A 17,091-nucleotide genomic window follows, 5' to 3' on the forward strand; every position below is an offset into this window, starting at 1 on the left:
GCCGGATATAGAACTGCGACTTTCCTCGTCTACGAATCGCTGGAAACACCTTGCAAAAGGGAGGCGTCCATATAGAAGCAATGTTTCATGTAGTGCTGGTCAACCCGGAAATCCCGCCAAACACGGGCAATGTGATCCGCCTGTGCGCCAACACCGGCGCCCAACTGCACCTGATCGAGCCGCTCGGCTTCCCGCTCGACGACGCCAAGATGCGCCGCGCCGGCCTGGATTACCACGAATACGCACAGATGAAGGTGCACAAGGATTGGCAAGCTTTCCTGGCCGACGTGCAGCCCGATACGAGCCGCATGTTCGCCATGACCACCCACGGTTCGCGCCCTTTCGCCGAACTGGCCTTCCAGCCCGGCGATGTGTTCGTTTTCGGCAGCGAAACCCGCGGCCTGGCGCCGGGGTTCCGCGAATCATTCCCCGCCGAGCAACGCATCCGCGTGCCCATGATGCCGGGCAACCGCAGCCTCAATCTCTCCAACACCGTTGCGGTGGTGGTGTTCGAGGCCTGGCGCCAGCACGGCTACGCCGGCGGCGCCTGAGCTTTAAAACGCAGCGCGCAGCGTCAGCCGCAAGGTACGCGGCTCGACCGGGTGGAAGTGGATGTCGCTGATACCTTCCGCCGGCTCGCCCGACAGGCGCGAAGCGTAGTAATAATCGACATCGCTCGCCTTGCGGTCGAACAGGTTGAATACATCGGCCGTCAACTGCCAGCGGCGGTCGAAGCGGTAGCTGGCCCGCATATAGGCAATCGCCGTGCTGGAAGAACGGACGCTGTTGTCCTCCACCAGCGGCCGCGGACCAAAATAACGCATCTGGAACGCGCCCGACCACCGCCCGATATCGTTCAGGGTCAAACCAAACGAAGCCACCTTCTCCACCGCGCCGGGCACGCGGTCGCCGGCTGGATCAAATTCCGTATAGCGTGCACGCGAGTAAGCTAGGTCAAAGTCCAGCAGCAGCTGGCTGGTGGCCGCGTAGTGGTTATTCCACTCGATACCCGAACGCTTGCTGGCGCGGCTAGGCGCGGTATCGCCGGCATCTCCCGAGAACACCAGTTCGGATGCGGAACGCAAGCGCCACAGCGCCACCGAGCTTTGCAGGCCACGCACCAATTCGCTGCGCGCACCGATTTCACCGCCGCGCGTCTTCACCAGCGGCGTCACCGGCTCGACCGGCTCACGCTCACGCGGCGACAGGTGCGCCGTGGTACCGCGCGAATCGTTGCTGTGGAAGCCTGCGCCGTAATTGAAGAAGAATTCCGTCTTATTCCAAGGCCCCATCACCAGCGACAGCTTGGGCGAAACCAGATGGTCGTTCGAGATGCCGCTGTTTTCCGCGATGGATGTATTCACATTGAAGCGGTAGCGGTCAAAGCGCGCACCGGCGATGGAGCGCACCCATGGAGCCCACTGCACCGTATTCTGGAACCAAGCGCCCAGGCTCGATTCCGAAACACGCGATTCCGCGATCGGGTGCAGTACTCGCTGCTCCGTGGTGGCGAACAGGCCCAGCGGAGCGATACGGTCGAAACGTCCCTGCAGGCCGACCGCGTTTTCCATCGGCCGCCCGGCCAGTTCCCCAAACCAGGTATGGGTCACGTCGAAGCCCTTCATGACACGGCGCTCCGTCTGCAGCACCTGGTCACCATCGACAGGATCGTCGAGCAGGTAGGTAACGTTGTTGTACAGCGCCAGTTCGGCGCGCACGATATAGGCATGCGCCTCCGTCAAAGTGCCGTCGCCGCGCTTGCGCCATTCGCTCGAGAGGCTGTAGCGCGAAGTGCGCCCCCCGTCGTTCGGGTCGACCGCACCGAATCTATCCACCCGCCCATCCTGCACGGCGCGCAGGGGAATCTGGCTGGTCGCATGCCAACCCGACTTGTAGCCCATTGCCGTGACGCTGAAACGGTCGTCGCCGGCGCCCGAGCTGTAGCGCAGCAATCCGTTCGCCTTATGGAAGGCCTCAGGCAACTGCCACGGACCGTCGTTGTGCGCCAGTTCAAGGGCGTAGGTCAGGTTGCCTTTGCCAGCGCCCACGGAATCGGCCACCAGGCCGCGGCGATAGGCGTGTGCGCCCACGGTCAGCGAGGCAATGCCGTCATTCAGCTTCTCCGCGAGCCCCAGGTGCGCCGCACCGGCGGACGCAAAGTCGCCTTCGTCCGCGTAGTAAGGGCCCTTGCGGTAATGGATCTTGCCGACCACTTCAGGAATCAGGAAGTTCAGGTCCGTGTAGCCCTGGCCGTGGGCATGCGTACGCATATTGACCGGCATGCCGTCGACGAAAGTGGCGAAGTCGGTACCGTGGTCCAGGTTGAAGCCGCGCAGGAAATACTGGGCCGCCTTGCCGTCGCCGCTGTGCTGGGTGACGATCATGCCAGGTACGAATTCCAGGATTTCGCCCGGCCGCAATGCGGGGCGGCTGGCAATCAGCTTGGCCGTGATGGTGCCTTCGCTGGATGCGTCGGAACTGCCGACCGCGTTCTGATAATGGCCCGTGACGTGGACCGTGTTCGATGTTTCCTGCTCTTGTGCTTGTGCCTGCGCGGCAGCGCACAACGCCCCCGTGATCAGGGGGATCATTGCTTTTTTCATTTTGATTGATTGAATCGGTAATCCCGCCCACCTCCCCGTGAGCGCGACCGAACAGCGCGCGCAACGTTGCCGATGCACGCACCACCTGTCTGGCCGGTATCCGGGCTGGCAAGTCTGACCGGCTTGCCTTCCCATGCCTGCGGCACAGTGGCTTATCGAGTCGGCCTGTCGTCGAGCGACGACGCTTGCTTACCGTTGCGGGGGCAGCACACCCTGGCCTGCCGGCTGAAGCAGCGCGGCCATGTGTTTCCCGTTTAACTGCGCGCATGAACGCACGCGGGGCACCAAACGGTTGGGATTATACGTAGGGCCAGCGGTCCGTAGCAACAAGATCTTCCAGTTTGCCGCGCGTGGCCCAACCTTCCATTTCCAGCATTGGCTTTGGATAGAAGCCTGCGACATGGCCGAGGCAGATGACGGCGACCGGCTTGCCGCCTTCCGGTATGCCGAGCAAGGCAGCCAGCTTGTCCGGATCGAACAGCGAGACCCAGCCCATGCCCAGGCCCTCTGCTCGCGAAGCGAGCCACATGTTCTGGATGGCACAGGCTACCGATGCCAGGTCCATTTCGGGAATCGTGCGACGGCCGAAGACATGCTTTTCGCGCTGGTCCATCAAGGCTGCCACCAGCACTTCACCGCAATCGCGGATGCCTTCGACTTTCAGGCGCATGAATTCTTCGTTGCGTTCACCCAACGCCGAGGCGGTGGCCTGGCGCTCCTCTTCCACCAGGACGTGGATCTGCTGGCGCAGTTCCGCACTCTGGATGCGAATGAAGCGCCAGGGCTGCATCAGGCCAACACTGGGCGCCTGGTGCGCGGCGGCCAGCAGGCGTTTTAACAGGGCTTCATCGACCGGACCCGGTACGAAATGCCTTACGTCGCGCCGCTCGGCAATCGCACGATAGACGGCATCGATTTCTGCCGCATTAAAACTGCTTCTCAATTTGCTCTCACTGCTGGTGGAATACGAGTTCCTCGACCTTTTCGCCGTTGCACAGGTGCTTGTCGATGATCCGGTCCATATTGTCGGGGGTGACATTGTAGTACCAGGTGCCATCCGGCTGGACGCAGACGATCGGGCCGCCCTTGCAGGCGGCGAAGCAGCTTACCCGGCTGCGCTTCACACGCAAGTCGCCTTCGTTCAGGCCGGCGGCCTTGAATTTGTCGCCAAGGCTGTCGAACAGCGCCTGCGACTGGCCGTCGGCCGTGCAGCGCGGGCCGGTGCATACCAGCAGGTGGCGGTTGTAGCTGCCGATCTTTGGCTTTACCGGAGTCTCTTCGCTGCTCATGCTTCGCTCTCTTCGGTTGCAGGGGACGCTTCCACTTCCCACGGTTCGTCGAGTGTGGCGCGGATGTAGTCGGCCGGCAGGCGGTACTGCGCCGCCAGTGCCTCGATGCTGGCGCCTTCCTCATGTTCGGCGCGCAAAGTGTCGAGCCAGCCAAGCAGGCCGGTGGACAGCGAGCGGCCGGCACGTTCGCCTTCGCGCGTGGCGCCGCCGTCCTGCATATCGTATTTGTTGGCATAGCCACGCGGCGTGACCATCAGGCCATTGCGCACGAAGGTGTTGCTGTTGCCGATCAGGACCGTGCTGAGCATGCCGATGTCGGCGTCGCCCATGCTGTCGAGCGTGGTGAAGACGATGTTTTCGCGGCGGCGGTAAGCGCTCTTGACGATGGCGACAGGGGTGTCCGGGCGGCGATGGCGCAGGAACAGGCGCTGCGCCTCAACGATCTGGCGCGTGCGGCGGCCGCTTTTCGGGTTGTACAGCGCCACCACGAAGTCCGCCATCGCCACCGCGTCCAGGCGGCGCGCGATCGTCGGCCATGGCGTCAACAGGTCGGACAGCGAAATCGCGCAGAAGTCGTGGGTCAGCGGCGCGCCAACCAGGGCGGCGCAGCTGTTCAGGGCCGATGCACCGGGAATGATTTCAACTTGTACCGGATCGTCAGGCGTCCAGCCGGACTGGAACAGCACCTCGTAGGTCGGCCCGGCCATGCCGTACACGCCGGCGTCGCCTGAGGAGATCAGCGCTACCTTCTTGCCTGCGCGCGCCGCTTCCAGCGCGCTGACGGCGCGGTCCAATTCCTCGGTCATGGACTTGCGGATGATTTCCTTGCCTTCGATAAGGTCGGCTACCAGTTTAATGTAGGTGACGTAACCGATCACCACGTCAGCTTCGGCGATGGCGTCGCGTGCACGCTGCGTCATATGGTCTACGCTGCCAGGGCCAATTCCCACCAGCATGATCTTGCCGGCGCTTGCAGTAACTTCAGTATTCATTTGATTTTCCTTGCGATCGAGACGGTGACGTTGCGGTTATCCACGCCCCTCAGTTTGAATTTTTCGACTACCAAGGCGGTCATCGGGGTTTCTGGTCCTGCCGCCAGCAGCGCGGCGGCTTCGCTCACCGAGGGCGTGCCGGTGTATTTGCGCACGGTCTCGGAGGGGTTCGGCACCGGCACCGCTGCCAGTTCCTCTGGCGCGTAAAAATGCAGCGGCCAGCCATGCTCCTGCGCGAATGCCAGCAGCGCCGCTTCGTCGCTTTTGAGCGTGATGCTGGCCACTGCCACGACCTGGGCTGGCTGCGCGCCCGCTTCGGCCAGTGCGCTGGCAACTGCATCGCGCACGGTTTGCAGCGCCGCGCCGCGGTCGCAGCCCAGGCCGACGGTGAATTCAGTCATGCCGCGCTTTCCAGCGGCGGGCGGTACACCACCAGGCGTTCATGCAGCGAGGTCCAGCGCTCGTCCGGCACTTCGGCGTGCGTCACCCACAGCACGGCAGCATAGCGCTCCTGCAGCACTTCGTCGAAGCGCGTGAAGCAGTGGATGTTTTCCGGCAGCGGGGTCGGACGCGTCCACCAGTCAGGGCTGCCCGCTTCCTGCACGAAGGCGATCGGCTCGCCGTTGACTACGTGGGCCGATACGCGAGTGATGTTGATCTTCGGTGCTTCCACGCGCCAGCCGAGGTGGCGGCCCAGGATGTCGACCGGGATGGTGCGGCCAACGTCCGATGCGGTGGTCAGCACGGGCGCCGCGCCGATCAGATCGGCCACCCGCTCGCTCCATTCGTTGGCGCCGCCGACGTGGCCGGACAGGACCGGAATCACGAACTGGCCGGCGTCATCGACCACGATCACACCCGGGTCCTCATCCTTGCTGCGCAGGTGCGGAGCGATCAGACGGACCACGGCACCAAGGGATACGAAGAAAATGATCTGGTCGTATCCTTCGAACAGCGGGCCGATTTCGTCGCGCAGGGCGCCGTCGTAGGCACGTACTTTATTCGGCAGGTCGGCGAACTGCGCTGCGAACTTGGCGGATGTGCAGATGTCGGCGCCTGGCAAGTCGATGGCCAGGCGCGCAGCCTGCGCTGCGCCGTGCTTGGTGATTGCCACCAGGCAGAGGCGCGGGGCGATGGTTTCGGTAAGGGTTACGCTGCTCATGCAGTCTCCAGGGAGGTTGGTTGCGGGCCTTCTTTTTTCAGGCAGCCCTTGATTCGTTCGCCGCGAATGCGGTTCTGGTGCTTGACGATCAGCAGCGAGAGGTAGCTGACCTTGGTGCCGCGCAGAGCCAGGATTTCACCGGCGCTGAAGCGGCGCTCGTCCGGAGCGCCAACGCGTTCGATGAAGTGGGCGCCGGCCAGCAAGTCCTTGCGCTCCAGCCAGTCGATCAGTTCATCGAGCAGGGGCTTCACCTTCATCAGCACCAGTGTGTCGAAGTCCGGCAGCAGGCGGTCGACGGCGCTCACGCCGTAGGCAGCCGGCACGATTGCCACCGTGTCGTCCTGCTCTGCAAACGGCACCGGCACGTCGGCGCAAGCGGCGGTGAAGGAGTTGACGCCGGCAATGATTTGCACCGGCACGCGGTCGTCCAGGGCGCGCACTGTGCGCGCCAGGTGGCCGAAGGTGGCGTAGGTGCTGGCGTCGCCTTCAACCAGGAACAGCACGTCGCGGCCTGCGCGCAGCCATGGCAACACAGTTTCCGCGGCCTTTAGCCAGGCGCGCCCCAGCTTTTCGCCGTCGTGCGTCATGGGGAAGAGCAGCAACTGATGCTGTTCCGGCGGTTCAAGGCCGGCGCGATGCACGATATCGAATGCGTAGCTCGGCGTCTTGCCGCTGCGGGCGGGGTAGACCCAGATGGCGTCGCGCCGCTGCAGCGCGTCCCAGGCGGCGCGCGTGATCAGGCCCGGATCGCCGGGGCCGAGCGAAATGCCCCACAAGGTTCCCGTCATGCCGGGCCTCCCACGCGGCGGGCGCAAACGATCCAGACCGGATTTTCGGCTGCCATGCGGTGCATGTGCAGGATCGGCTTGCTGCGCGCGGCTTGCAGTTGCAGCACGTCCCAGCTCACGCCATCGCCTTCGAGCGCCTGCAGTGCGGCCGTGGCGGTGGCGAGGTTTTCCAGTGTGACGAAGTTCATCACCAGGGTGCCGTTTGCGCGCAGGCGGCGCAGGATGCCTGTGATCAGGCCGCCCAGCTCGCCGCCAGAGCCGCCGATGAAGACAGCGTCCGGGTCGGGCCATGCGTCCAGGCCTTCAGGCGCCTTGGCGTGGTACAGGCTGTAGTTGGAAAGGCCGAAAGCGGCATGGTTGCGGCCTGCGATGGCGCAGTCTTCCTCGTTCTTTTCAATGGCGAAGACGTGGCCCTGCGGGCACAGGCGCGCCGCTTCCAGGCCCACGGAACCGGAACCCGCTCCGATGTCCCACACCACGCTGTCCGCCCGCAGTTGAAGGCGCGCCAGGCTGACAGCGCGCACTTCCTGCTTGGTGATCAGGCCTTTCTCCGGCTGCCGCTGCTCGAATTCGGCGTCCGCCAGGCCAAATCGCACGCGGTTTGCCATTGGCGTGACGCGCCACAGCAGGACCACGTTCAGGGCGGCAAAGCGCATTCCCGCCGCTTCATGCGGACTGAGTTCGGCGAGCACGCGTTCCTCCGGCTGCAACAAGTTTTCTGCGACCGCCATGTGGAAGGCGTCGCCCAGGCCCTCGGCCAGCAGGAGGCGTGCGATACGATCAGGGCTATTGTCAGGACTGGTCAGTACCAGCAGGCGCGAATGCTGGCGCAAGGCCTGCGCCAGCGCATACAGGCCGTGGCCGGGCGTGGCGCCGCGCGACCATTCGCCGGCGTCGCGCGCATGCACCGAGACGATGCGGGCGTCCTGCCATGCCAAGCCGATGCGCGCGCAGGCCAGCTGCAGCGTGGACAGGTTAGGCAGGATGTCCAGCGCCTGCACGCACAGGTGCTGTGCCAGGTACGGAGCGATGCCGTGGCACAGCGGGTCGCCGGTCGCCAGCACTACGCAGCACAGGTTGTCGGCGCGCGCTGCGCGCACCCATTCCGGCACTTGCTTCAGTTGGCCTGTCAGGTCGCGGCAGATGGCGCCGGATTTGAATTCATGTTTCAACAGCGCCAGGGTGCGCGCGCCGCCGATTACCACGTCGGCACTGCGCAGCAAGGCCAGCGCCGTAGCGTTCAGGCTTGCCGCGCCGTCGTCCAGCACGCCGATCACGCGGCAAGGGTTAGGGTCAATGACACTGGTATCCATATTTTTATTCGGGACTTGGTTCGAGTTCGATGTCGAGGATGTGGTCGATGCCGATGCGCCTTGCGTCGGCGGCGCGTTCCTGCGGCAGGGCCGGCGCAGACCAGACGTCGGCGACCTGGTTGCCGCTGAAATCGCAGACCAGCACGCGCAGTTGGAAGGCACGGCCATAGCGCTCGGGTGCGGTGAGGGTGTCGATGGCCGCTTGCGCCAGCGCGTGGTGGAAGGCATCGCCCAGACCGCGTTCAACCATCAGTTCTGCGCCAAAGCGTGCCGTCTCCGCAGCGGCGATGGCGGCGCAGTCTTCTGGCGCGGCGCCAATGCGGCGGGCGATTTCCGCCACCAGGTCCGTATCGACTTCGCTGCGGTTGGCGTGGGTGATGGTTTCACCCTGTGCGATCTTGGTCAGCTTGCCGACCATGACAGCCAGCACGACGAGGCCGATACGCTGCGACGCTGCTTCGTCCAATGCATAGCGCAGGAAGTCGCCCATCTGCACAAAGCAGGCGGACGGCAGTTCCGGGCGCTCGGTGCGCATGGTGGCGATGGCGAAGGTTTCGGTGCGGCCGCCGGTAGTCAGCGCCACGACTTCGTGGCCGGTGGTTGCCGCAACCTGCACGCCCTGCACCACGCTGGCGCGCCAGGCGGCGGTGGAATACGGTTTGACGATGCCGGTGGTGCCGAGAATGCTGATGCCGCCCAGGATGCCGAGGCGCGCATTCGTGGTTTTCTTGGCCATGACTTGGCCGTCCGGCACGCTGATGGTGACTTCGATGCCGTGTTCCTGCAGCAGCGCGGGCGCGGCCTCGCGCAGGTTGTCGGCGATGTTGCGGCGTGGGACGGGGTTGATGGCCGGGCCGCCTACTTCCAGGCCCAGGCCGGGCATGGTGACGGTGCCGACGCCGTCGCCGGCCACGAAGGTGACATTGCCGGCCTGGCCGGGCAGCAGGTGCAGGTCGACCGTCAGGTGGGCGCCATCGGTGCAATCGGGGTCGTCGCCGGCGAATTTGACCACCATGGCATGTGCCGACTGCGCGTCGCAGCGTCCATCCTGCACGGCAAAACGTACCCGGCTGCCGTTGGGCAGCAGGCTCTCGATCTCACCGGGCACTGCGCCGCTTACCATGCCGATCACCGCCGCGCGTGCGGCGGCGGCGGAGCAGGCGCCGGTTGTGAAGCCGGTGCGGGTACCGCGTTCGGCTGCTGCCTTTTCTTTCACTCTTGCTCTGCTTTCTGCTTTGCTTCGGCCAGCGCGAGAAGCGCGTGCAAGGCTGCGACCACGAGGGTGGACCCACCCTTGCGGCCACGGATCACGATCCACGGTACTTCGTCCAGTTCAGCCATCAGGTCCTTGGATTCGGCGGCGGATACAAAACCGACCGGCATGCCGACTACCAGCGCGGGACGCACACCTTCTTCGCGAATCAGGCGCACCAGCTCGATCAGAGCGGTTGGTGCGTTGCCGATGCCAACGATGGCGCCGTCCAGCAGGCCCAAACGGTGGGCTTTGCGCATGGCTTGTACAGCGCGCGTGGTGTCTTCCAGCTTCGCTGCGTCTATCACGTCGGCGTCGCTGATGAACTGGTGGGTCTTCATGCCGAAATGCGCCAAGCGCGGTTGCGACAGGCCGGAGCAGATCATTTCGACGTCGGCAACTACCGGCGTGGCGCCGGACAGCATGGCAGCGATGCCTTGCCTGACTGCCGCCGGGTGGAAGTCCGTCAGTCCGTTGAAGTCGAAGTCCGCATTGGCGTGGATCATGCGGCGCACGATGGGCCACTGGGCGTCGGAATAAGTGTGCGAGCCGACTTCGGCATCGATGATGGCGAAGCTGTCATGCTCAATTGCCTGACCGGCGCGGGTCAACTGCTCTGTGACGGTGTTGATGGTGCTCATGCCGGGTTGGCCTCCGCCGCGTGGTGATGGCCGTGATCGTGGCTGTGATCATGGTCGCAGTCGTGCGCATGGGCGTGGTCGTGATCGTGGGCGTGGTCGTTTGCGTGTGCCTCAGCGTGCGCCTGCCCGTGGTCGTGCGTGTGTGCGTGCGAGTGGCCATGCCCCAGGTCGTGGGCGATCTCGCGGTAGCTGCATCCATCGCAGGGAAGGCGGCTATCCGGCACTCCAGCGCGCAGGTCTTCCACGCGCTGGTCCATCAGCTCGAAGATCTCTTTCTCGAAGCCGAAATGCTCGGTGCTGACGAAACGCACTTGCGGGTATTGCACGCGCAGGTGCTCAACCTGGCGGTGGATACGCTGCATCAGCGTGCCGGTGTACAGGTAATACGACAGCACGACAACCTGACGCATGCCCAGCAGCACCTGGCGCTGCACAACCTTCTCCAGGCGCGGCCAGGTAATGCCCGTAAAGGCCAATTCAACCAGCTCATGGTCGCCCTCCTCCAGCAGCCAGCGCGCCATCTTCGCCATTTCGCCATTGGCGCCACGGTCCGAGGAGCCGCGCCCCAGCACCACCACACCAGTGGTAGTCGGGTCAGGCATATCGAGCGCCCCCATCGCTTTGCGCAGGCGACGCTTGAGGATGGCCAGGATAGGATCGCAAGCAGTCAGGTGCGGCGCCAATAGGAACTCCGTCTGCGGGCGGGCAATGCGCGCTTGTTCGATCGCTTCCGGGATCTCCATCTTGACGTGGCCGGCCGCATTCAGGATCAGCGGCACCACCAGCACACGGCGCGAGTTGGCGCCCACTTGCAGCAGGCTCGCGTTCAACTCCGGCGGCGCGAATTCAATGAAACACAGCTCGATACGCCAGTCCGGACGGCGCGCGCGCCACATGTCCACGAAGTCGCGGATTTCCTGGTTGCCCGAGTCCTCGCGGGAGCCATGGCCGACAACGAGGATGGTATCGCTCGCGGATTTAATTGCTGGCATCATGATCGGTTGGTTCATGCGCTGGCCTTTCTGAAACGGTGGGTGAAAGTAGGGTCGTACAATTTGGAGCGCACCAGGTTTTCCCAGTGCAGTGCGCCCAGGGTTGGGCTAGCGACGATCATCGCCTGGCTGGCGACACCAGCCTCGCGGCAACGCTGCTTGATGTCGGCCAGCGTGCCGCGCAGGATCTTCTCCTCGCCGGGCCAGCTAGCCTTATGCACTACCAGTATCGGCGCGTCTTCCGGCCAGCCGGCCGCGCGCAGCGCCGCTTCAACCTTGTACATCAGAGTGATCGACAGGAAGATGCACAGCGTGGTCCGATGCGCCGCCAGGCTAGCCAGGTCTTCTCCTTCCGGCATAGGGGTGCGGCCCTCGACGCGGGTGAGGATCACGGTTTGCGTCACCTCGGGCAGTGTCATCGACTCGCCCGCCGCCGCCATCGAGGCCATTGCCGACGACACGCCGGGCACCACGGCCCATTCGATGCCTTCGGCGACCAGCGGCTGCGCCATTTCAATCAGCGCGCCGTACAGACCGGGGTCGCCGGTCTGCAGGCGGACCACGGTGGCGTGCTTGCGCGTCTGTTCGATCAGCCACGCCACCATTTCTTCGAGCGTCATGTCTTTCGAATCGCGGATCTCGCAGCCGGGCGGCGCATACAGTGTGGCGGCGCGGTCGACCAGCGAACCGGCGAACAGCACGGCGCCAGCTTGCGACAGCAGCTTCTGGCCTTTGACGGTAATCAGTTCGGGATCGCCGGGACCGGCGCCGACGAACCATACCTTGCCTTTGGTGCCGGTAGTCATAATTGAATTTCTCCTGAAGGTTCGGTGACTGGCTGTGCGCGCAGCACGGCCAGCAATGCATCCATGCTGCGCGGGGCTGCGCCGGCGGGAAGGACCTCGCGCGCCACCAGTTCGGCGTGCATCGCCAGGGCTAGCGGCGGACGCTGGCCAGCGGCGCGCAAGGCGTCCAGCTGCAAAGGCAGTTGCGCCGCCGGGGCGGAGGCGATGCAGCGCCCTGCCGACATCATGTGAATGTCGTCGGCCCAACGCCAGGCGAAGTCGATGTCGTGGGTGGACAGCACAATCGTTACGCCACGTGCAGCCAGGCGGTCCAGCAAGACCTCAAGTTCCGCCTGCATCGGCGCGTCGAGGCCCGCCATCGGCTCGTCCAGCAGCAGCACTTCGGGTTCCATGGCCAGCACGCCGGCGATGCAGACGCGCTTTTTTTGTCCGAAACTGAGCTGGTGCACCGGGCGACGACCGAAGCCTGCCAGGCCAACGGCATCAAGCGCCGCGGCGACGCGCGCACGCACCGTGGCTTCATTGAGGCCGAGATTAAGCGGGCCGAATGACACGTCCTCCTCGACCAGGGCCGAAAACAACTGGCGGTCGGGGTTCTGGAATACAAGGCCGACGCGGCGCCGCAGGTCGGACAAGCCCGCGCGGCCGTAGTCATAGGAGTGCCCGCGCCAGCGCAGTTGCCCGGCGCTCGGGCGCAGCAGGCCGTTCAAATGCTGCAGCAGCGTTGTCTTGCCGGCGCCGTTAGCGCCAAGCAGCGCGTGACGGCGACCGCCTGCCAGCGCCAGCGAACAGCCGCTCAGGCCTGCGCTGCCATCGGCGAAAGTATGCGTCACCGCATCCAGTTCCATCATTGCCGTCATGCCCATGCGCGGTCCCATGCGGCCAGGACCAGCATCATTGCGCCCGCCAGCAGCGCCAGGGTGACCTGGCGTCTCGCATGAGGGAAGGACGCTGGGAGGAAACGCAGGCTGCCCTGCCAGGCACGCGCATCGGCCGCCATCTGCAATGCCGAAGCTCGCTGCCAGACTTGCACAGCCATTTGACCCGCAAGCAGGCCTGTCGAACGCCAGCTTTGGCGCCAGCCGCTATGGCCCAGGCGCGCGGACTGCGCGGTGCTTCCCTCCTCCCAGGCTTGGCGCAGCACGAAGACCATGCGGTAACACAGCGCCATCATGTCCAGCAGCAGTTCCGGCATGCGCAGGCGGCGCAGCAAAAGCAGCAAATCCGGCATCGGCGTGGTGAGGACCAGGCCGAGTACCGCCGCCAGTACGGCCAGCGAACGGAGTGCAATGCCCGCCACTGCGGGCAGCAGCGCCGGTGTCCATTGCCAGCCGCCGTCCGCGACGGGAGTGACCATCATCGTCAGGCAGGAGAGCGACAGGAAGCCGAGTGGCGCCAGCGCCACGGCAAAATAGGTCCGCAGCGGCACGCGCGCACCAGCCAATGTGGCAAGCACAGACAGCAAGGTGAGCGTGCCGAGCGCGACCGGGCTGCAGGCGAGCCAGGCAGCCGCGATCCCCGCCAGCGCGAACAGAGCCTTGGCGGATGGCGCGACACCCTGCCAGCGGCAGGCATAGGCTGCCGCGTCAATCCGCACGTTCGTCCTGAGGGGAAGACTTTTGCGCAACCTCGCGCGCCACCGACGTACCGAGCCAGAAACCGATCACGCCTGCACCCAGGGCCGCTTGCAAAGCAAACAGCAAGGAGGCGATTTCGCCGCTTGGCGGTTCAAACAGGGGTGCGAACCATGGCTTGTAATTCGGCGCGATGGTGGTGATGGCTTGCTGGGCGCGCGCGTCCGCGCCGCTGAAAGCTTCAGGCGCCGTGCCACCCGGCTCTGCAGATGGCACGGCGGCGAACCACAGCGGCAGCACCGTCAACATGACGATGGCGAGCCAGATCAATGCGGTGCGCGCCTTCATGCTGTTTTCTCCTTGGCCATCGCCATGACTGGCAGCAGGCGAAGTTCATGCGCGTTGAAGCGGGCCATAGCATTCACTACCAGCACGGTCAGGAGGCCTTCGCTGATGGCGATTGGCAGCTGCGTGAGCGCGAAGATGCCGGCGAACTTGGCGAACGAAGCGCCAAAACCGCCGATTGGATCAGGAAAGGCCCAGGCCAGTTGCGCGGAGGTGGTGACGTAGGTCGCCAGGTCGCCAAGGCAGGCAGCCAGGAAGACTGCCACGGTGCGCGACAAGCCCATCGCGGCCACAGCGCGGAACACGCCATACGAGACGAAGGGGCCGACGATGGCCATCGAGAATACATTTGCGCCTAGGGTGGTCAAGCCGCCGTGGGCCAGCAGCAGCGCCTGGAACAGCAGCACCACGAAACCGACCGGCACCATCGCGGCGGGCCCGAACAGGAGCGCACCGAGGCCGACGCCTGTCGGGTGCGAGCAGCTTCCGGTCACGGAAGGCAGCTTCAGCGCAGACAGAAGGAAAGCAAATGCTGCGGCAACGCCCAACAGCATGCGCCGCTCAGGGTGCGCTTGCAGGCCGCGCCTCATGCTGCGCAGGCCCCAGGCCAGGAATGGTGCAGATGCGGCGGCCCAGCCGATGGCGTGCGCCGGCGGCAGGAAGCCTTCCATGATGTGCATTCGATACCTCCCGTCGAATGGTCTATAGGGACACCATCACGGGGGAATTAAAGGACGGTCGACGGGAGCCGGGATGCAAAACGCGGAAAGCCAGTCGACAGCGGCTTCCCTTCACCCCGGAGAATAGTGCTGGTTAAATGTGGGCCGGTATTCTGGCTCGCCTTCATCCTTCTCCAGCGCCTTCCCGCGTATTACCGCAGTGGCGCGTTGCCGGAGTCGTCAGGCTTACAGCAGCGGGGGCTGCACCGGAATGGCTGCAATTTGCAGTTTCACCGGTTTCCCGTTTAACGCGCTTCCCTGGCGGGACGCGCGCACCCAGGCCGAATAGTACAGTAAAGCGCTTGGGCGTGGCAACGCCGGGTTAACGAACGGAAGCGTGTGGCCGGGCCAGCCGGGAATGTCGTATAACCGGCTTGAAAGGAGCTGACGATGTTCAACCTCGACCTCCCGTGGTGGGAATGCATCGTGCGCGGCGCTGCGGTCTACTGCGTGCTGCTGGTCATGATGCGGCTGAGCGGCAAGCGCACCATCGGACAATTTACGCCATTCGACCTGCTGGTTGTGATGCTGCTGAGTGAATCGGTTTCGCCTGGTTTGACAGGCGGAGACAACTCGGTGGCCGGCGGCTTGATTGTCGTCGTGACGCTGGTGGCTTTGAACGCGGCGGTCGCCTTTGTCACTTCCCGCAGCAAGCGGGCCGCCGACCTGGTGGAAGGCACCGCCGTGCTTCTTGGGCGCGACGGAAAGATCTTCCGCGACGCGCTGCGTCACAACCACGTCCCCGAGAGCGACCTCGAACAGGCGCTGCGCGAAGCAGACTGCCCGAAGGAAAAGATGAAATATGCTTTCCTGGAGGCGGACGGCAAGATCACCATCCTTCAGCACTAGGAACTTGACACGTCCTTTGATCCAGATCAAAAGCCGTGCCGACGTAGCGGGGAACTACGACGCCTTTGTGTACTCAAAGGTGCATATCCTACTCCCAAAACCATGTCTCCGATCAGCTCGACGGCGCCTGGAAGTGCGCGCTGGACTGCATGCTTGAGGAGTTCTTGCTGCTTTGCTTCCCTGCCATTGCTGCCGGGCTGGAGTTCGCATGTCCAATTACCAGCCTCGACACCGAACTACATCAGCCAGCAAATGGGAGCTCCGCGCCAAGCAACGCATGCCATGCTGACCGCGTGGTGCACTGTCAAACCCTCGACGGAAGGCAAGTCTGCCTGCACATCGAAGTCCAATGCCAGCGCGACGATCGCTTCACCGAGCGCATGTTCGTCTACCACACCTTGCTTTTTGCCAAGTATCGTCAACCAGTGATCAGCTTGGCTATCTTGGGTGATCAATGCCTTAATTGGCGGCCCTGCGAATTCGGCTATAACTTCGTAGAGTGCGAACTGCATCTACGTTTTGGCGTTGTAAAGTTGCTTGACCTGGAGCCGGCATTGCCGGGACTACTGGCTTCCTGGAACCCATTTGCATGGTTTGTCGCTGCTCATCTGAAAACAATGCGAACAAAAGGGGAACCTTTGGCGCGTTTGCATGCCAAATGCAAACTGACAGAAATCCTGTTCGGAAGCAGCTGCGAAAAAGAACGCGTTTCGCACCTTCTTGAGTTGCTCGACAGATTGATGCATCTACCTGAAGAACAGGACCTTCAGTACAGGCGGGAACTTGGGAAAATTGAGGAGGTACATATGTTGACGCTTTCACAAAGAATCAAACATGATGCGATTCGCCGGGGTTTGGAGCGCGGTACCACTCTGGGCGTTCGAAGGGGCATGAGAACCGGCCACGAACAAGGCATCGAACAAGGCATTGAACAAGGCATCGAGAAAGGCCGGGAGGAAGGGCGAAGATTGGCGTTACTCGAGCTGATCGAGCTGCGCTTCGGTCCAATCCCGGAACATCTTCTTACTGAATTAAGAAATGGTGGAGCGGACGATGTCGTGCGCTGGAGCAAGCGCTTCTGCGACGCGACAACGCTGGAAGATTTGTTAGCCTAGGTTTACGCGGCGCGGCATATTCGGCTCCCGCGGGGGAGCCCAACAGATTTGGGGTGCTACGGCCGATTCCAGATTGACTCAAACTCGTCCTTCGAGATCTCGACGAACCCCCAAAACGATTTATCCATTGAGGTTTCGGCGAGTGTAAATTCGTCTTCCACAAGCGCGGCGCTATAACGCATCAGCCTACCTATTTTGTAAAGTTCCGCTTGCCGGACGACGTTTCCGCTTTCATCCACTTCCAGGAACCACCAGGAGGCGCCCCAGGCGTCGAACTCGTCGCCGCGCCCTTCACTCCAAAATCTCTTCAAAAATCTAGACATGAATACTTATTCTTATGGTCTCCAGTGTCAAAGCCTATTTCACTCTGGAATTTGAGCCAGGCGCGCTTCAAAGGAAGCCGATGTGCTTGCGCTCCAGTCCCGACATCACCAGCTTGATGTAGCGGTTGGGGATGTACAGCTCCACCTCGACCATCGCGCCGTCCGCATTGCGCGCTTCGGAGACCAGGTGGAAGAAGCTGCGATCGGGACTGGCCTCTTTGCAGGGCAGGAATTTGCCCGCCGGTCCGTCGGAAAGATAGTCCTTCAGCGTGGCGCCCAGTTCAGCGACGCCCTCGTCGGTCAGCAGCACACCAAAAGCCATGACAGC

General features: G+C 63.6%; 21 protein-coding genes and 2 riboswitches. Of the genes, 3 read left to right on the plus strand and 18 right to left on the minus strand.

All coding sequences use genetic code 11. From position 1 onward, the window contains the following. The first annotated feature begins 80 nt into the window (after positions 1 to 80). Positions 81 to 551: a tRNA (uridine(34)/cytosine(34)/5-carboxymethylaminomethyluridine(34)-2'-O)-methyltransferase TrmL gene (gene trmL / locus AC1RTP_RS24360; RefSeq protein WP_498611228.1), complete on the plus strand. Its 471-nt coding sequence runs from the start codon at positions 81 to 83 to the stop codon at positions 549 to 551. A 3-nt stretch (positions 552 to 554) separates the two neighbouring features. On the opposite strand, the gene AC1RTP_RS24365 is transcribed toward trmL, so the two are convergent. The 16 genes from AC1RTP_RS24365 to AC1RTP_RS24440 form a co-directional block, all read right to left on the minus strand. Next, positions 555 to 2,591 carry a TonB-dependent receptor gene (locus AC1RTP_RS24365; protein WP_498611229.1) on the minus strand — a complete coding sequence of 679 codons (2,037 nt, stop codon included), beginning with the start codon at positions 2,589 to 2,591 and terminating at the stop codon, positions 555 to 557. 86 nt (positions 2,592 to 2,677) lie between these two features. Continuing rightward, positions 2,678 to 2,907: riboswitch (cobalamin riboswitch) on the minus strand. After that, positions 2,902 to 3,546 (minus strand): 5,6-dimethylbenzimidazole synthase, encoded by a 645-nt coding sequence (gene bluB / locus AC1RTP_RS24370; RefSeq protein ID WP_498611230.1) that lies wholly within the window; start codon positions 3,544 to 3,546, stop codon positions 2,902 to 2,904. (Overlaps the previous riboswitch by 6 nt.) Before the next feature lie 7 nt (positions 3,547 to 3,553). Beyond that, positions 3,554 to 3,892 carry a (2Fe-2S) ferredoxin domain-containing protein gene (locus AC1RTP_RS24375; RefSeq protein WP_498611231.1) on the minus strand — a complete coding sequence of 113 codons (339 nt, stop codon included), beginning with the start codon at positions 3,890 to 3,892 and terminating at the stop codon, positions 3,554 to 3,556. Then, positions 3,889 to 4,884, minus strand: coding sequence for a precorrin-3B C(17)-methyltransferase (cobJ, locus tag AC1RTP_RS24380; protein ID WP_498611232.1), 996 nt, complete (start codon positions 4,882 to 4,884; stop codon positions 3,889 to 3,891). Before cobJ ends, AC1RTP_RS24375 begins: the two co-directional genes overlap by 4 nt. Beyond that, positions 4,881 to 5,285 carry a cobalamin biosynthesis protein gene (locus AC1RTP_RS24385; RefSeq protein WP_498611233.1) on the minus strand — a complete coding sequence of 135 codons (405 nt, stop codon included), beginning with the start codon at positions 5,283 to 5,285 and terminating at the stop codon, positions 4,881 to 4,883. Before AC1RTP_RS24385 ends, cobJ begins: the two co-directional genes overlap by 4 nt. Then, positions 5,282 to 6,046 (minus strand): cobalamin biosynthesis central domain-containing protein, encoded by a 765-nt coding sequence (locus AC1RTP_RS24390; protein WP_498611234.1) that lies wholly within the window; start codon positions 6,044 to 6,046, stop codon positions 5,282 to 5,284. The genes AC1RTP_RS24385 and AC1RTP_RS24390 overlap by 4 nt, the downstream gene beginning before the upstream one ends. Next, positions 6,043 to 6,834, minus strand: a complete 792-nt coding sequence (cobI, locus tag AC1RTP_RS24395; RefSeq protein ID WP_498611235.1) for a precorrin-2 C(20)-methyltransferase — start codon at positions 6,832 to 6,834, stop codon at positions 6,043 to 6,045. Before cobI ends, AC1RTP_RS24390 begins: the two co-directional genes overlap by 4 nt. Then, entirely contained in the window at positions 6,831 to 8,147 is a 1,317-nt protein-coding gene (gene cbiE, locus AC1RTP_RS24400; protein WP_498611236.1) for a precorrin-6y C5,15-methyltransferase (decarboxylating) subunit CbiE, read from the minus strand. Before cbiE ends, cobI begins: the two co-directional genes overlap by 4 nt. A gap of 4 nt (positions 8,148 to 8,151) precedes the next feature. Next, positions 8,152 to 9,363, minus strand: a complete 1,212-nt coding sequence (locus tag AC1RTP_RS24405; RefSeq protein WP_498611237.1) for a cobalt-precorrin-5B (C(1))-methyltransferase — start codon at positions 9,361 to 9,363, stop codon at positions 8,152 to 8,154. After that, positions 9,360 to 10,040, minus strand: coding sequence for a precorrin-8X methylmutase (locus AC1RTP_RS24410; protein ID WP_498611238.1), 681 nt, complete (start codon positions 10,038 to 10,040; stop codon positions 9,360 to 9,362). The genes AC1RTP_RS24405 and AC1RTP_RS24410 overlap by 4 nt, the downstream gene beginning before the upstream one ends. Then, positions 10,037 to 11,050: a sirohydrochlorin chelatase gene (locus AC1RTP_RS24415; RefSeq protein ID WP_498611239.1), complete on the minus strand. Its 1,014-nt coding sequence runs from the start codon at positions 11,048 to 11,050 to the stop codon at positions 10,037 to 10,039. Before AC1RTP_RS24415 ends, AC1RTP_RS24410 begins: the two co-directional genes overlap by 4 nt. Further along, the gene (gene cobM, locus AC1RTP_RS24420; protein ID WP_498611240.1) at positions 11,047 to 11,838 is read right to left on the minus strand and encodes a precorrin-4 C(11)-methyltransferase; all 792 of its coding nucleotides are present in this window, start codon (positions 11,836 to 11,838) and stop codon (positions 11,047 to 11,049) included. Before cobM ends, AC1RTP_RS24415 begins: the two co-directional genes overlap by 4 nt. Continuing rightward, the gene (locus tag AC1RTP_RS24425) at positions 11,835 to 12,704 is read right to left on the minus strand and encodes an energy-coupling factor ABC transporter ATP-binding protein (protein WP_498611241.1); all 870 of its coding nucleotides are present in this window, start codon (positions 12,702 to 12,704) and stop codon (positions 11,835 to 11,837) included. Before AC1RTP_RS24425 ends, cobM begins: the two co-directional genes overlap by 4 nt. After that, the gene (cbiQ, locus tag AC1RTP_RS24430) at positions 12,695 to 13,435 is read right to left on the minus strand and encodes a cobalt ECF transporter T component CbiQ (protein WP_498611242.1); all 741 of its coding nucleotides are present in this window, start codon (positions 13,433 to 13,435) and stop codon (positions 12,695 to 12,697) included. Before cbiQ ends, AC1RTP_RS24425 begins: the two co-directional genes overlap by 10 nt. Next, positions 13,425 to 13,760, minus strand: a complete 336-nt coding sequence (locus AC1RTP_RS24435) for an energy-coupling factor ABC transporter substrate-binding protein (RefSeq protein WP_498611243.1) — start codon at positions 13,758 to 13,760, stop codon at positions 13,425 to 13,427. The genes cbiQ and AC1RTP_RS24435 overlap by 11 nt, the downstream gene beginning before the upstream one ends. After that, on the minus strand, positions 13,757 to 14,437 hold the full coding sequence (locus AC1RTP_RS24440) for an energy-coupling factor ABC transporter permease (protein ID WP_498611244.1): 681 nt from the start codon (positions 14,435 to 14,437) through the stop codon (positions 13,757 to 13,759). Before AC1RTP_RS24440 ends, AC1RTP_RS24435 begins: the two co-directional genes overlap by 4 nt. 125 nt (positions 14,438 to 14,562) lie before the next feature. After that, positions 14,563 to 14,771: riboswitch (cobalamin riboswitch) on the minus strand. A 95-nt stretch (positions 14,772 to 14,866) separates the two neighbouring features. Between AC1RTP_RS24440 and AC1RTP_RS24445 the strand changes: the two genes are divergently transcribed. Further along, complete coding sequence (locus AC1RTP_RS24445; protein WP_498611245.1) at positions 14,867 to 15,325, plus strand: DUF421 domain-containing protein; 459 nt, start codon at positions 14,867 to 14,869, stop codon at positions 15,323 to 15,325. Positions 15,326 to 15,474: 149 nt separating this feature from the next. Next, positions 15,475 to 16,440, plus strand: a complete 966-nt coding sequence (locus AC1RTP_RS24450; protein WP_498611246.1) for an RpnC/YadD family protein — start codon at positions 15,475 to 15,477, stop codon at positions 16,438 to 16,440. 56 nt (positions 16,441 to 16,496) lie between these two features. Here the strand turns inward: AC1RTP_RS24450 and AC1RTP_RS24455 are convergent, their stop codons facing one another. Together AC1RTP_RS24455 and AC1RTP_RS24460 are read right to left on the minus strand one after the other, a co-directional pair. Then, positions 16,497 to 16,763 carry a hypothetical protein gene (locus AC1RTP_RS24455; RefSeq protein WP_498611247.1) on the minus strand — a complete coding sequence of 89 codons (267 nt, stop codon included), beginning with the start codon at positions 16,761 to 16,763 and terminating at the stop codon, positions 16,497 to 16,499. 67 nt (positions 16,764 to 16,830) lie between these two features. Continuing rightward, positions 16,831 to 17,085: a hypothetical protein gene (locus AC1RTP_RS24460; RefSeq protein ID WP_155455464.1), complete on the minus strand. Its 255-nt coding sequence runs from the start codon at positions 17,083 to 17,085 to the stop codon at positions 16,831 to 16,833. Positions 17,086 to 17,091 lie beyond the last annotated feature (6 nt).

The organism is Pseudoduganella sp. GW821-FHT11H04 (genome assembly GCF_058807935.1).

Excerpts from the sequence above, each read along its gene's own strand:
- AC1RTP_RS24410 (WP_498611238.1), bottom strand. The coding sequence starts at position 10,040 with ATGAGCACCATCAACACCGTCACAGAGCAGTTGACCCGCGCCGGTCAG.
- AC1RTP_RS24415 (WP_498611239.1), bottom strand. The coding sequence starts at position 11,050 with ATGAACCAACCGATCATGATGCCAGCAATTAAATCCGCGAGCGATACC.
- AC1RTP_RS24455 (WP_498611247.1), bottom strand. The coding sequence starts at position 16,763 with ATGTCTAGATTTTTGAAGAGATTTTGGAGTGAAGGGCGCGGCGACGAG.
- cobJ (WP_498611232.1), bottom strand. The coding sequence starts at position 4,884 with ATGAATACTGAAGTTACTGCAAGCGCCGGCAAGATCATGCTGGTGGGA.
- AC1RTP_RS24390 (WP_498611234.1), bottom strand. The coding sequence starts at position 6,046 with ATGAGCAGCGTAACCCTTACCGAAACCATCGCCCCGCGCCTCTGCCTG.
- AC1RTP_RS24435 (WP_498611243.1), bottom strand. The coding sequence starts at position 13,760 with ATGAAGGCGCGCACCGCATTGATCTGGCTCGCCATCGTCATGTTGACG.
- cobI (WP_498611235.1), bottom strand. The coding sequence starts at position 6,834 with ATGACGGGAACCTTGTGGGGCATTTCGCTCGGCCCCGGCGATCCGGGC.
- AC1RTP_RS24385 (WP_498611233.1), bottom strand. The coding sequence starts at position 5,285 with ATGACTGAATTCACCGTCGGCCTGGGCTGCGACCGCGGCGCGGCGCTG.
- AC1RTP_RS24450 (WP_498611246.1), top strand. The coding sequence starts at position 15,475 with ATGCTTGAGGAGTTCTTGCTGCTTTGCTTCCCTGCCATTGCTGCCGGG.
- cobM (WP_498611240.1), bottom strand. The coding sequence starts at position 11,838 with ATGACTACCGGCACCAAAGGCAAGGTATGGTTCGTCGGCGCCGGTCCC.
- AC1RTP_RS24440 (WP_498611244.1), bottom strand. The coding sequence starts at position 14,437 with ATGCACATCATGGAAGGCTTCCTGCCGCCGGCGCACGCCATCGGCTGG.
- cbiE (WP_498611236.1), bottom strand. The coding sequence starts at position 8,147 with ATGGATACCAGTGTCATTGACCCTAACCCTTGCCGCGTGATCGGCGTG.
- AC1RTP_RS24445 (WP_498611245.1), top strand. The coding sequence starts at position 14,867 with ATGTTCAACCTCGACCTCCCGTGGTGGGAATGCATCGTGCGCGGCGCT.
- AC1RTP_RS24365 (WP_498611229.1), bottom strand. The coding sequence starts at position 2,591 with ATGATCCCCCTGATCACGGGGGCGTTGTGCGCTGCCGCGCAGGCACAA.
- trmL (WP_498611228.1), top strand. The coding sequence starts at position 81 with ATGTTTCATGTAGTGCTGGTCAACCCGGAAATCCCGCCAAACACGGGC.
- AC1RTP_RS24375 (WP_498611231.1), bottom strand. The coding sequence starts at position 3,892 with ATGAGCAGCGAAGAGACTCCGGTAAAGCCAAAGATCGGCAGCTACAAC.
- AC1RTP_RS24460 (WP_155455464.1), bottom strand. The coding sequence starts at position 17,085 with ATGGCTTTTGGTGTGCTGCTGACCGACGAGGGCGTCGCTGAACTGGGC.
- AC1RTP_RS24425 (WP_498611241.1), bottom strand. The coding sequence starts at position 12,704 with ATGGGCATGACGGCAATGATGGAACTGGATGCGGTGACGCATACTTTC.